Annotated in this window: 13 protein-coding genes and 2 tRNA genes; 7 read left to right on the top strand and 8 right to left on the bottom strand. The window is 52.1% G+C overall.

Going from position 1 to position 13180, the window contains the following annotated elements:
- Positions 1-106 precede the first annotated feature (106 nt).
- From rpsA to aroA, 3 genes are all read right to left on the bottom strand, one after another.
- On the bottom strand, positions 107-1798 hold the full coding sequence (gene rpsA / locus IE076_RS05660) for a 30S ribosomal protein S1 (protein ID WP_189435809.1): 1692 nt from the start codon (positions 1796-1798) through the stop codon (positions 107-109).
- Positions 1799-1994: 196 nt separating this feature from the next.
- Positions 1995-2630 (bottom strand): (d)CMP kinase, encoded by a 636-nt coding sequence (gene cmk / locus IE076_RS05655; RefSeq protein WP_189435808.1) that lies wholly within the window; start codon positions 2628-2630, stop codon positions 1995-1997.
- Positions 2627-3982, bottom strand: a complete 1356-nt coding sequence (aroA, locus tag IE076_RS05650) for a 3-phosphoshikimate 1-carboxyvinyltransferase (protein WP_189435807.1) — start codon at positions 3980-3982, stop codon at positions 2627-2629. The genes cmk and aroA overlap by 4 nt, the downstream gene beginning before the upstream one ends.
- Positions 3983-4187: 205 nt before the next feature.
- Between aroA and IE076_RS05645 the strand changes: the two genes are divergently transcribed.
- The 5 genes from IE076_RS05645 (at position 4188) to IE076_RS05625 (ending at position 7253) form a co-directional block, all read left to right on the top strand.
- Positions 4188-4565, top strand: coding sequence for a TIGR02300 family protein (locus tag IE076_RS05645; protein WP_189435806.1), 378 nt, complete (start codon positions 4188-4190; stop codon positions 4563-4565).
- A gap of 132 nt (positions 4566-4697) precedes the next feature.
- A tRNA-Ala gene (locus IE076_RS05640) sits at positions 4698-4773 on the top strand.
- A 143-nt stretch (positions 4774-4916) separates the two neighbouring features.
- Positions 4917-4992, top strand: a tRNA-Ala gene (locus IE076_RS05635).
- 235 nt (positions 4993-5227) lie between these two features.
- Positions 5228-6643, top strand: a complete 1416-nt coding sequence (locus IE076_RS05630) for a cryptochrome/photolyase family protein (RefSeq protein WP_189435805.1) — start codon at positions 5228-5230, stop codon at positions 6641-6643.
- 121 nt (positions 6644-6764) lie between these two features.
- Complete coding sequence (locus IE076_RS05625) at positions 6765-7253, top strand: fasciclin domain-containing protein (protein ID WP_189435804.1); 489 nt, start codon at positions 6765-6767, stop codon at positions 7251-7253.
- A 116-nt stretch (positions 7254-7369) separates the two neighbouring features.
- On the opposite strand, the gene IE076_RS05620 is transcribed toward IE076_RS05625, so the two are convergent.
- A complete protein-coding gene (locus tag IE076_RS05620) occupies positions 7370-7936 on the bottom strand; it encodes an MAPEG family protein (protein ID WP_189435803.1) in 567 nt (188 codons plus the stop codon).
- Positions 7937-8301: 365 nt separating this feature from the next.
- On the opposite strand from IE076_RS05620, the gene IE076_RS05615 reads away from it, so the two are divergent.
- Both IE076_RS05615 and IE076_RS05610 read left to right on the top strand, forming a co-directional pair.
- On the top strand, positions 8302-8730 hold the full coding sequence (locus tag IE076_RS05615) for an Hsp20 family protein (RefSeq protein ID WP_008548831.1): 429 nt from the start codon (positions 8302-8304) through the stop codon (positions 8728-8730).
- A gap of 280 nt (positions 8731-9010) precedes the next feature.
- A complete protein-coding gene (locus IE076_RS05610; RefSeq protein WP_189435802.1) occupies positions 9011-9271 on the top strand; it encodes a BQ00720 family protein in 261 nt (86 codons plus the stop codon).
- Between the two features lie 151 nt (positions 9272-9422).
- Here the strand turns inward: IE076_RS05610 and ptsN are convergent, their stop codons facing one another.
- The 4 genes from ptsN to lptB all read right to left on the bottom strand — a co-directional run bounded on the left by ptsN (position 9423) and on the right by lptB (position 13156).
- Positions 9423-9890, bottom strand: coding sequence for a PTS IIA-like nitrogen regulatory protein PtsN (ptsN, locus tag IE076_RS05605; protein WP_189435801.1), 468 nt, complete (start codon positions 9888-9890; stop codon positions 9423-9425).
- 75 nt (positions 9891-9965) lie between these two features.
- A complete protein-coding gene (hpf, locus tag IE076_RS05600) occupies positions 9966-10556 on the bottom strand; it encodes a ribosome hibernation-promoting factor, HPF/YfiA family (protein WP_189435800.1) in 591 nt (196 codons plus the stop codon).
- Positions 10557-10775: 219 nt separating this feature from the next.
- Positions 10776-12314: an RNA polymerase factor sigma-54 gene (rpoN, locus tag IE076_RS05595; protein WP_189435799.1), complete on the bottom strand. Its 1539-nt coding sequence runs from the start codon at positions 12312-12314 to the stop codon at positions 10776-10778.
- Between the two features lie 74 nt (positions 12315-12388).
- Positions 12389-13156 (bottom strand): LPS export ABC transporter ATP-binding protein, encoded by a 768-nt coding sequence (gene lptB / locus IE076_RS05590; protein WP_371871476.1) that lies wholly within the window; start codon positions 13154-13156, stop codon positions 12389-12391.
- Positions 13157-13180: the final 24 nt, after the last annotated feature.

The following is a 13180-nucleotide window of genomic DNA, read 5'->3' as shown; positions in this document are numbered from 1 at the left end:
ATAACGCAAATTAATGCGAAAGAACGCAAATGAACGCACTTATGAACGCAAGAAAAAAGCCCGGTCAATGACCGGGCTTTCTCATGGAATCTATTGCTAGATTCTATTAGTCGTCGGACTGCTTCTTCATAGCTGCAGCGAGGATGTCGCCGAGAGAAGAGGAAGCGTCGGAAGAACCGTACTGTGCAACCGCTTCTTTTTCTTCAGCGATTTCAAGTGCCTTGATGGATACACCAACGCGGCGGGTCTTCTTGTCGAACTGGGTAACACGAGCTTCGATCACGTCACCAACGTTGAAGCGGGATGGATCCTGCTCATTACGCTCACGGGACAGGTCAGCGCGACGGATGAATGCAGAGAGGTCGCCGTCTACGAGTTTAACGTCGAGACCACCGTCTTTGATTTCAGTCACTTCACACTTAACGATTGCGCCCTTGCGAACGTCGCCAGCTGCTTCGAATGGATCAGCGTCGAGCTGCTTGATGCCGAGAGAGATACGCTCTTTGTCGACGTCAACGTCAAGAACGACTGCTTTAACAACGTCGCCCTTCTTGTACTCTTCGATGACCTGCTCGCCCGGACGGTTCCAGTCCAGATCGGACAGGTGAACCATGCCGTCAACATCGCCTTCAAGACCGATGAACAGACCGAATTCAGTCTTGTTCTTAACTTCACCTTCTACGGTGGCGTTAATTGGGTACTGCTGTGCGAATGCATCCCATGGGTTCTGCAGAGTCTGCTTGAGGCCCAGGGAGATACGGCGTTTGGAAGCGTCCACTTCAAGGATAACCACTTCAACTTCCTGGGAAGTAGAAACGATTTTGCCTGGGTGTACGTTCTTCTTGGTCCAGGACATTTCGGAGACGTGGATCAGGCCTTCGATGCCTGGCTCCAGTTCTACGAATGCGCCGTAGTCGGTGATGTTGGTTACACGACCGGAGAACTTGGAATCCAGTGGGTACTTGGCTTCGATGCCATCCCATGGATCGGTTTCCAGCTGCTTCATGCCGAGGCTGATGCGGTGTGTTTCCTGGTTCACACGAACGATCTGCACCTTCACGGTCTGACCGATTGTCAGAACTTCGCTTGGGTGGTTGATACGACGCCATGCAATGTCGGTAACGTGCAGGAGGCCATCGATGCCGCCAAGGTCAACGAACGCACCATAATCGGTGATGTTCTTAACAACACCCTCAACGGTCTGACCTTCTTCAAGGCTCAGTACCAGTTCAGAACGCTGTTCTGCGCGTGTTTCTTCCAGAACGGTACGACGGGACACAACGATGTTACCACGGCGCTTGTCCATCTTCAGGATCTGGAAAGGCTGTGGAGTGTGCATCAGAGGAGTCACGTCACGTACTGGACGGATGTCAACCTGAGAGCGTGGCAGGAATGCTACTGCGCCATCCAGATCAACGGTGAAGCCACCTTTAACCTGGTTGAAGATCTGACCGGTAACTTTTTCACCAGCTTCGAAAGCAACTTCCAGGCGAACCCAGCTTTCTTCGCGGCGTGCTTTGTCGCGGGACAGAACAGCTTCACCCATCGCGTTTTCAACACGCTCAAGGTAAACTTCTACTTCGTCACCAACGGACATGTCACCGTCGCGGCCTTTAGCGCCGAATTCCTTCAAAGGAACGCGACCTTCAACCTTCAGACCTACGTCGATTACAGCAAGGTCTTTTTCGATAGCAACAACGGTGCCTTTTACAACGGTGCCTTCGTAAAGGTCGGAAGTCGCAAAAGATTCTTCCAACAGAGCTGCAAAATCTTCAGCAGCAAAGTTCTGATTTTCCATGAAATCTCCTGGTGCCATAAGAATGGCGCTCGCCGGCGGGTTTGTGTGAACACTAAAGGACAAGAGCTTCCGGTTCCCAACTCGCGTTGAAAAACAACCACTTACAAGTAAGTGGGCCGGCGAAAGCGGTCACACTTGTCCAAATTTGGTATCGTAACAGTCGCTGGAAACGACAAACGCGAGCTCCGAAAGGCTGTTAGGAAACAGCCGAACTCCGGGCGCGCTCGATGATATCCACAGCCGCACGAAATGCGGAGTGTATATCCATTTCTGTCGTATCAAGCAAGTGGGCATTTTTCGCGGGCTTGAGCGGAGAGTCTTTACGGGTGCTATCTCGTTCATCCCGACGCTCTAGATCGACTAAAATTTCATCGAAGTTGGCAGGAATACCCTTGCTGTTTAGCTCATCTGTCCGCCGTTTTGCACGAGCCGCCGGGGAGGCAGTCACGAACAGTTTTGCCGTCGCATTCGGGCACACAACAGTACCGATATCACGGCCATCCAGAACAGCGCCCGGCTCTTTCTCGGCAAACGCCCGCTGAAGGCGTACCAACTCTTCACGAAGGCCGGAAAGAACTGCGATGCGAGAGGCGACTTCCCCAATCTCGTGAGAGGAGAGCAGGTTGCGGTCCAGATTGCTCAGATCAAGGTTCTGCGCAACAGAAATGGCCACCTCTTCGTCGCCAAGCGGCAGGCCGCGCGCAAGCAGCGCAGCGGCGACAGCACGGTACGTCAAGCCGGTATCCAGATGGCGAAGTCCAAAATGTTCAGCGATCTGTCGTGCAAGTGTTCCCTTGCCAGATGCTGCTGGTCCATCCAGCGCAATAATCATGCAGCTTCCTCATTCTTATTTTCAAGCTTGCCGCCCAACTCTCCAAACATGGAAAGGAAGGTCGGGAAGCTTGTCGCGATTGGTGCTGCATCATCAACTTGAACCGGCTTGTGTGCAGCGAGACCCAGAATAAGGAAACTCATTGCAATTCGGTGATCCAGGTGTGTGGTAACAGTACCACCGCCAATATTGTTAGCCCCACCAGTTACAGTCAGACTGTCCTGCTTTTCGACGCAAGGAATGCCGTTTGCTTCCAGACCACGCGCAACCGCTGCCAGACGATCTGACTCTTTAACGCGCAGTTCTTCAAGACCAAGCATGACAGTGTCACCCTGGGCAAACGCCGCAGCAACAGACAGAATTGGGTATTCATCGATCATGGAAGGTGCACGATCCGCAGGAACCGTGATGCCTTTCAGCTTGGAATACCTGGCGCGAATGTCGCCAATCTTCTCTCCGCCGCTTTCCCGTTCATTAGAGATTGTAATATCAGCGCCCATTTCAAGCAAACTGGTAATAAGTCCAGTACGATGCTCGTTCAAGAGCACGCCTTCAACGGTGATATCAGAACCTGGAGTGATCAGGGCAGCAACAATCGGGAAGGCTGCTGAAGACGGGTCACCCGGGACAATGATGTCCTGAGCTTGCAGCTTTGGCTGACCCTGCAACGTGATCACACGTTCGTCGTTCTCGTTCACTTCAACTGTCAGGTCTGCACCAAAACCAATCAGCATCTTTTCTGTATGGTCACGTGTGGCAACAGGCTCGATCACGGTGGTGGTACCAGCAGTGTTCAATCCAGCAAGGAGCACAGCTGATTTGACCTGGGCTGACGCCATAGGCACGCGGTAGGTGATCGGAATTGGAGTATCACTGCCGCGGATGGAAGCTGGAAGGCGGTCGCCGTTGCGTGCAACGACCTGTACGCCCATTTCGCGCAAAGGATTAAGGACACGGCCCATTGGGCGGCCGGACAAAGAGGCGTCGCCGGTCATGGTGACGGCAATCGGATGGCTCGCAAAGATGCCCATTGCCAGACGCACGCCAGTGCCTGCGTTTCCGAAGTCGATTGGAGCTTCCGGCTCCAGCAGGCCGCCCAGTCCAACACCATCAACAGTCCAAGTGCCGTCTTCCTGCCGCACACACTTTGCACCAACAGCGTTCATTGCGTTTGCAGTGCCAATCACGTCTTCTGATTCGAGCAGACCAGTGATGGTTGTTTTGCCAAGCGCAAGCGCGCCAAACATCAAAGAGCGATGGGAGATAGACTTGTCACCTGGAACTTTAATATGGCCGTTAAGCGGTGAGCCGCTGTGAGCGGTCACAATTTGCGGTGACGAATTGTGGGACATGTTCATTTCCGGGGTTGCGAGACTTAAAAAACTAGTTCCTCCTAGCACGGAAGAAACACACAGTCACCCTAGGGCGCATTGCACTATTGCGAAATTTCAGCAGTGAATGTACGACTTCGGGTAGATTCAGAAGATTTATCTTTGACATGATGGCCAACCTGAGGCTAAGGGGGCCGTCAACGAGATGCAAATAAAGGTGAGAACCGTGGCAAGACCGGAACTCGGAACCAAGCGCCTGTGCGTGGCCTGTGGTGCTAAATACTATGATTTGAACCGTGACCCAATCATTTGCCCTAAGTGCGGCGACATGTTTGACCCGGGCAAACTGGCAAAAACTGCTAAGGCAGTAAAAGCTGTTCAGAAAGAAGAAGCTGAAGAAGCGCCAGCAAAAGAAGAGATCGAAACCGTATCTCTCGAAGAAGCTGATGCTGAAGTCATTACCGAAGATATTCCGGATATTGACGACGACGGTATCGAAAGTGATATCGACACTGATGACGGCGATGTCTTCCTTGATGAAGAAGAAGATGAAGACGCTGCTGTACCAGGTATCGTCGTAAGTCGCGACGACGAAGAAATCTAGAATTTCCACAGCCTGTGAAACAGCGGGCTGATATGAGAGTATTCTCTTGAAATGTGGAGGCGGCCCATCTATGTTCCGCCTCCATCAGCACAAAAAACTTCCTTGAAGTTTAAGTGCTTAAAGACCTGATAAGGGGCCTTAGCTCAGCTGGGAGAGCGCTTCGCTGGCAGCGAAGAGGTCAGGGGTTCGATCCCCCTAGGCTCCACCAAAGGCACTTCTTTAGAAGTGTCTCGCACTTCCGCAGAAGTGACGATCAAGTCTTCCGGAGAAATTGACACCTCTTAAAGGTGCCGTTTCCTCCAACATGACAGCAAGCGTTTTCCCAAAACGCATGAAACGCTGAAATGGTATGGGGCCTTAGCTCAGCTGGGAGAGCGCTTCGCTGGCAGCGAAGAGGTCAGGGGTTCGATCCCCCTAGGCTCCACCAAAATCAACTCCTTGTAAGTGTCTCCCCCTTTTCGTTATCTTCTCAAAGTTACTAGGCTACTTCTGCTGGCTACGGCTTTGTGCATCTGCGCGGAGCAATCTCAAGTCACATGACCAGTTACCCCCTGCTAACCACTGCAGGCTGTTCGATTGCAGAATTGAAACTTCATTACATTGATGGGAAAGGAAGTTGCTTTACATCTGACAGGACTGGTTCTTGTGAGGAAAGGTCGTTGATGACTCCACCCGTCGTGATCCATTGGTTCCGTCAGGATTTGCGCTTGAGCGATAATCCTGCGCTAACTGCGGCCTGTGAGGTGGGCAAAGTTATTCCACTCTACATCCTGAATGACGGCGAGCCCGGAGCCCGTCAGCTTGGAGGAGCCTCGAAGAACTGGCTGCACCATTCCTTGAAAGCTCTCAATGAAAGCCTGCAAGGCCAGTTGCAGATCAGGCGAGGCGATCCCACAGAGATCATCAAGGCACTCGTTCAGGAAAACGGAGCCGCAGGCGTTTTCTGGAACAGATGCTATGAGCCATGGCGTATCGAACATGACGCCTCTCTCAAATCCGATTTAGAGCGCAGCGGGGTAACAGCCAAAAGTTTCAACGGCTCGCTCTTGTGGGAGCCGTGGCAAGTCACTAAGCCGGATGGAACTCCTTACAAGGTCTTCACGCCCTTCTACCGTAAAGGCTGCCTGCAGGCGCCAGAACCGCGTAAACCATTGCCCGTACCCAAACCCATGCAGCTGCATCGGACGAGCAGAGACGGTAGGCTGAGTGTTGACGATCTTAACTTACTGGACCGTCGTCCTTGGTCCGTGCAGTTAAGCGATCATTGGCAGCATGGAGAGCAAGCCGCACAGGATCGGCTCTATGCGTATTTGGAAAACGGGCTCACCAATTACAAGGATGGTCGCAATTTTCCGGCGCTGGCGCACACCTCTCGACTTTCACCTCATCTGCACTTTGGCGAGATTTCGCCCAACCAAATCTGGTGGGCACTGGCCATGCGGGAGGCGACAGGCGATATCGATCATTTCTGCAGTGAATTGGGCTGGCGCGAATTCTCCTATTCGCTGCTCTTTCACAATCCAACCTTGCCCAAGGTCAACTTGAATTCCAAATTCGACAGCTTCCCATGGGCTGAGGAGGAACAACGCCTGGAGGCCTGGCAAAAAGGGAAAACCGGAATTCCGATCGTGGATGCAGGCATGCGAGAACTCTGGCAAACCGGCTACATGCACAACCGCCTGCGCATGATTGTCGGCTCGTTCCTCGTCAAAAACTTGCTGCTGGACTGGCGCTTGGGGGAGGCGTGGTTCTGGGATTGTCTCGTCGATGCGGATCTGGCCAACAACGCCGCCAGCTGGCAATGGATCGCCGGCTGTGGTGCAGATGCTGCTCCGTATTTTCGCATCTTCAACCCCGTCCTTCAGGGCGAAAAATTTGATGCTCACGGCGACTATACCCGCGACTACCTCCCGGAGCTAAAGGGGCTGCCTGACAAGTTTCTCTTCAAACCATGGGAAGCTCCCAAGCATATATTGCAAGACGTGGGCATCACATTGGGTCAAACCTATCCTCTACCACTCGTGGACCTGAAAGAATCTAGAGAACAAGCGCTGCGTGCGTTTGAGCAGACCAAATAAAATTCAGAACTAGGTGATCCACATTCAGCACTGATGAGTATAAGGCTTTGTGTGTGGCAAGTTGTCACGCATTGAATCTATGTAATTCCATCGCCTAGGCGGGTGGAAAGAGGAGGCTCTTATGCGTTTATCTATGATTTCACTTGTAAGTTCATTGGTTCTTGCTGGTTCTGTGAATGCAAATGCAGGAACTATTGTAGATGTGGCTCAAGAGGCAGGGCAGTTTAACACCCTGATTGCAGCTGCTCAGGCTGCCGGTCTGGATGGCGCCTTAGCACAGGGAGAGAGTCTCACTGTCTTCGCTCCAACAGATGAAGCCTTCGCTGCTCTTCCAGATGGCACAGTCGAAATGCTCCTGAAGCCCGAGAACAAGGAACAGCTAATTGCAGTTCTTAGTTATCATGTGCTGCCAAGGAAGCTTGAGTCCACAGACCTACCGGGTCGCGCGATTAAAGTGAGAACGATCAAAGGGTCTGGTGACAAAACACTGTCTATCGCCAAAACTTCCTCCGGCGTGACCGTGGACAATGCAAACGTGATCAGTGCCGACATTCCAGCCGATAATGGAGTGATTCACGTGGTCGACACGGTATTGCTACCCTCAAACTAACTGAGGCACGCAGTTGCACCTAAAGAACTTTGTGTGAGGGCGCGCGACATCGGTTTCGCGCCCTCTTAAGGTGTATTGGATATCTTCGAATGAGCTGCAGCTGATTTCGCCCGTTCTCAAACAAACATCGCCACCGCAAGATAGCTCGCCATCCCATAAAGGCTAAGCAGGGTCAGGCTCATGAACAAGCCTCGCAGCCCGGTCTGGGCAGACAGATAGCTGTAGGTGTAGCCAAGACGGGCAACAGCAAAGCCAACAATCCAAACCTGCGCCATAAGCGCCACGGGCGAGACAACAGCTATCACTGCGGCGAGCAGAACGAAATAAACCGTATTTTCAGTAGTGTTACGATGTGCATTGTGGCGCCGCTCCAACGCATCCTGAGCGTCCTGTTCTATGGACTGTGGCCGGCCACCCTTGGCTTCCCACTCTTCCGGCGTTGTCGCCAGACCATATCTCCCGCGTGTGAGCTCTGTGACCGTCATCAACCAGCTGTGGTTACCTATCAACAGCACTGCAGCAACGATCAAAGCGTCAATGATCTCCGGTGCAGGAAGCGCGATGACGAGTGGTTGGATACCAAAGACAAAAACGTTGATAAGCAAGCTGATTGCAATCAGCCCAAACGGATAGACTTTCACCAGTAAGGCTGCCCGTGAGTTATTCACCTCTGCATGGTCCATGCACGTCATCCCCCAATGAATTGCGCGAGGCCTCTTTCCCTATGGCAAACCCTAGGGTTTTTGGAAACGCACGTAAACCTGTCATTCTCGGCAGACGCCGCACGTCGGTTGAGGAGAGGGGAGAGGCGGGAAATCAACAACTCCAAAGAACCGCTATTGAATACCCTGCCGGTTCACCATCTTAGCTTGTATCAGGGCTGAGAAAACCGGCAGCACCCGGCAGAAATAATTGAGTATCATTAAGTTAACTTGAAACCTTCGTCGCTAACCGCCATATTCCAGAGGCAAGACCGAGGGCGAGATGCCCTCACACCGGATGCCTAATCAGGGTCTGGAGCTGGGTCGCTTTAAGAAGGACTTGGATTATGACGCGAGTATCTGCGTTTTCGAGCCCATTTATGTTGGGCTTCGATGATATCGAGCGCGTATTGGATAGGGTGAGCAAGGCAGCTAATGATGGCTACCCGCCCTACAATATTGAGCGCCTCGCTGCCACTGATGAGAAAGGTGAGGTCATCCGCATTACACTTGCGGTTGCTGGCTTCACACGTGACCAATTGGATGTTTCTGTCGAAGAAAGCCAACTGGTGATCCGTGGTCGCCAACAAGAAGACAAAACGCGCCAATATCTTCACCGAGGAATAGCTGCGCGCCAGTTCCAACGAGCATTTGTGCTGGCAGAGGGCATTGAGATTTTGGGGGCAGACCTACGAGATGGTCTGTTGTCTATTGATCTTGCTCGTCCCGAGCCAGAGCGTATCGTTCGCCGTATAGAGATTTCGGCGGGAGATTGAGGGAAAGAAGTAATCCTCCCTACGCGCTGATCTGAGTATTAAGGCGTGTCCCCAAAAGGTGGGAACCGGTTTTCGGATTAGAATACGCGGAAGATTACAGTGTATCGCCGGAAAGTAGAATTCGGTTTTCGGGAAAGGGTGCGCGTGATATTACAGCGTATCCCCGATAAATGGGAAACGGTTTTCGGATTAAGGATACGTAATAAAGAACAGAGACTTAGAGCCTGAAGCGTGCATGAACGTAACGTGACATGCTCTAGTAACTTCCAAGGAGAAGGCGATGACTCACGCCCCCTCTGTGCTGGCCGACGACCCGTACGAGAATTTTGAAGAACTTGGAGCTGGTGAAGTTGCCTATGTCAGGCGTATTTCTCCAAAAGATCTGAAGAAAATGTTCCCGGATGCAGAATTGCAGGATGCGGATTTACCGGCATGGGCGCTTTTGGCCGCTGATGGCACGCCGCTGGTTCTGACAGACACCCGCAATGCTGCGATTGCAAACGCAATAGAGAACGATTTGGAAGCTCTGAGCGTCCACTAAATCATGTGCTGACTTGCCGGAACGGGTAATTCAGAAACGGTTTCGCCCCTGCGCGCATAGCCGCTGGTTAAACCCGGCTAACGAAGCAACAAAAAAGCCTGGATTGGTGTATGTCCAATCCAGGCTTTTCTAGTTTGTATCTGAGCGTGCTTCAGGCTGCGTTTGGCGATGCCTGAGGGTGTGTCAGAATAGAATAAATTGCATCTGCATCTGTTGTTGCGCGCAACTTGCTTGCAACATCAGCATCCCTCAAAAGCCGTGCTACACGAGCCAGAGCTTTCAAGTGGTCAGCACCAGCGCCCTCAGGCGCAAGCAATACGAAGATCAGATCAACAGGCTGGTCATCCAAGCTGTCGAACTCGATAGGTTTGTCCAGTCGCGCAAACAGGCCGTGTAACCCATCCAGGTTCACGATCTTACCATGCGGAATTGCAATGCCGTTACCGACACCGGTAGAGCCGAGACGTTCGCGTTGCAGCAGCGTATCAAAGATATCGCGCTCAGTTTCCCCGCAAATCTCAGAGGCCCGTTCTGCAAGTTCCTGCAGGGCTTGTTTTTTACTGTTTGCCTTGAGATTGGCAATGACAGCTTCGGGACGAAGAAGTTCGTTCAGATCCATTCCTTGATCCGTGTTCATGCAAAATACAAAGCCGGTGAAAACCGGCTTTGTGCAGGGTCGTTATGACCGTGGTTATTAGTTAGGGGCAGCCCCGTTGGCAAGATTAGGATCGATCCAGCCAACGTTTCCGTCTTCACGACGGAATACGACATTTACCTCACCATTACCAGCGTTGCGGAACACTACAACGGGAGCTTCACTCAAATCTAGCTCCATAACTGCCATACCAACAGTCAGTGTCTTCACTTTTGCTTCCGTCTCTGCAACCACAAGTGGGTTGTAGTCGGCTGGTACCTCTTCTTCCTGCTCAGGGTCAGCAAGAACATACGATGTCGCACCGAATGTCTGCCATTCTGCAGGGGTACCATTTGTATGGTGGTCGTTTAACTTTCTGTTATAGCGCCTTAGCCTTTTCTCAATGCGTTCGGCAGCTTTGTCGAAACTCTGGCGCGGGTCCTGGCTATCACCCGAAACCTGAAGCACCACACCTGTACTGAGGTGGACTGTGCAGTCGGAACGGAAGCCGGAGCCTTCGCGCGCGATTGTCACATGACCCGTGTATGCGCCTGGGTAATATTTATCCAGTGCATCGGAAATCCGGTCTTCAACGTGAGTTCTGGTAGCATCACCAATGTCCACGTTCCTCCCCGAAATTCTAATTGTCATGGGAACCTCTTATGTTGTGTCGACTTGTTCGCTGTAAGGTTCTTTAGCTAAAGAGAAAAAGAACCCTTCAACACATGTAGTTTGGACCAGCTGAGTTTAAAGTGCTACTGTTTTCGAGTTCCTGAAAAAATCTTTGAGAAGAGAGAAACATCCTATAGAGGATATTAACCGATCAGACGCCTATTATCTCTCTTTAAAATTATCAGAAATATCAGGGGTTTAGGTGGGATTGTTCTTTTCTCTCCGGCGCTGAACCGAGCTGGAAATCTTTAATGCTTCCCGATACTTAGCTACAGTTCGTCGCGCTATATCCACACCATCATTCTTTAGAATTTTTACAAGAGCGTCATCCGAGAGAATCTTCTTTGGATCTTCCGCGTCAATCAACTGTTTGATCCGATATCGGACTGATTCCGCAGAGTGCGATTCACCACCTTCAGAAGATGCAATTGCGGCAGAAAAGAAGTATTTCAGCTCAAAAATTCCGCGTGGCGTGGCAATGTATTTGTTGGAGGTGACGCGGCTGACGGTTGATTCATGCATGCCAATAGCATCTGCAACCACACGCAGATTCATCGGCCGCAAATGCTGGACACCATAGGTGAGGAAACCGTCCTGCTGCCGCACAATCTCTGAGGACACCTTCAGAATCGTCCGCGCCCGCTGGTCAAGACTCCTGATGAGCCAGTTCGCAGTTTGCAAACTGTCGGTGAAGTAGGCCAGCTCCTTATCATTCTTGGAGCCCTGAGAGATCTCGGAGTAGTAGCTCTGGTTCACCAGAACCTTCGGCAGGCTCTCTGTGTTAAGCTCCACTGTCCAGCCCCCGTCAGAAGACGGATGTACAAACGCGTCAGGAACGACCGGCTGCGTAACCTCGGTGTTAAAGGCTGCACCGGGCTTTGGATTGAGCTCTTTGATCTCAAGGATCATGTCCTTCAAATCTTCGTCATCCACCTTACAAAGGCGTTTGAGCTTCGCTAGGTCACGCAGGGCCAGTAATTCGATATTCTCGACCAGAGTCTGCATGGCAGGATCAAAGCGATCCTTCTCTACCAGCTGCAGTTTAAGGCACTCGGACAAATCCCGCGCAAACACCCCGACCGGATCAAGGCCCTGCAACGCACGAATAATTCGTTCTAGCTCCTGCTCGGATACACCAAGTCGGTTCGCCATCTCGGTGCTGTCGATGCGCAAGTAGCCGTTCTCATCAAGGCAGTCGATGAGTTGGTGCGCAATCAGAGTGTCGGCAGAACTGGTAACAGCAAACCCAAGCTGCTCCTGCAAGTGCTCGCTCAGTGAAACCTCTGCGGCAACAAAGGCTTCCAGATTGTAGTCCGAACTGGCTGCAGAGGTCGTGTGACTGGGCGCTTGCCAGTTGTCAGCCTTCTGCTGAATGGGATCAACGGAAGGGCTCTCGCCATTATCATCGGGAAAGACGTTGGATAGCTCGGAATCCAGATTGCCTGAAATTGCTTCAGGAGTCGTCTCCAGCTCATTCTTGAGCCAGTCCCCTTCCTGAGCGTCTGCGGCGCTGTCGCTGGTTTCAGCAGTGTTCTCTGTGGTGGAGGTATCAGCGGCTGGTCCAGCCCCATCCGGGCTTTCATCGCGTTCCAGAAACGGATTGCTTTCCAGCTCGTTGTTGACGTGTGCAATCAGGTCCACATTCGACAGTTGCAGCAGTTTGATCGCCTGCATCAGCTGCGGCGTCATGACAAGCTGCTGGCTTTGCCGAAATTCTAGTTTGGGACCGATTGCCATAGAGTTATTTCATCCTCCAAGTGCTGCAAGCTAGCTTGCAACACCCTTCTACGCAATTCGGCATAGGTTGAAAATCAAAGAGTGAACTGTTCCCCGAGATACAAGCGCCGTACATCCGGATCAGCAACAATCTGATGCGGCTTGCCTTCCGTCAACACTTCACCAGCCGCAATAATATAAGCGCGGTCAATCAGCCCCAGTGTTTCGCGAACGTTGTGGTCGGTAATCAGAACGCCAATGCCCCGCTGGGTCAGATGGCGTACAAGCTGTTGAATATCGCCCACTGCAATCGGGTCAATACCTGCAAATGGTTCATCAAGCAGCATGAAAGATGGGCGCGTTGCCAGCGCACGTGCAATCTCAACACGGCGGCGTTCACCACCACTGAGCGCAATACTTGGTGATTTGCGAAGGTGGGTCACTCCGAACTCGGCCAGAAGAGAATTCAGATCCTCCTCACGGCGTTTTTTGTTCGGCTCCACCACTTCCAGCACGGCGCGGATGTTGTCTTCAACGGAAAGGCCGCGGAAGATAGAAGCTTCCTGAGGAAGATAACCAACGCCCAGACGCGCACGACGGTACATGGGCAACTGCGTCATATCGAAGTTGTCGAGACGAATTGCGCCATGATCCGGGCGGATAAGTCCGGTGATCATGTAAAAGCAGGTGGTCTTACCAGCTCCGTTTGGCCCTAAGAGACCAACGGCTTCACCACGCCTGACATTCAGGCTAACGTGCTTGACGACCTGACGTCGTCCATAACTCTTGCCGATACTATCAACTTCCAACACCGCTTCTGACGGAGCAGCGTGCTTGATGTTTTCTGGATGATGTGCCGGGATCTGAGGATCAATTGGGTGTGCACT

The sequence above is a fragment of the Pseudovibrio japonicus genome (genome assembly GCF_014651595.1).
GTDB lineage: Bacteria > Pseudomonadota > Alphaproteobacteria > Rhizobiales > Stappiaceae > Pseudovibrio > Pseudovibrio japonicus.
Note: the sequence above shows the minus strand (reverse complement) of the source record. Positions and strands in the feature narration are given on the sequence as shown.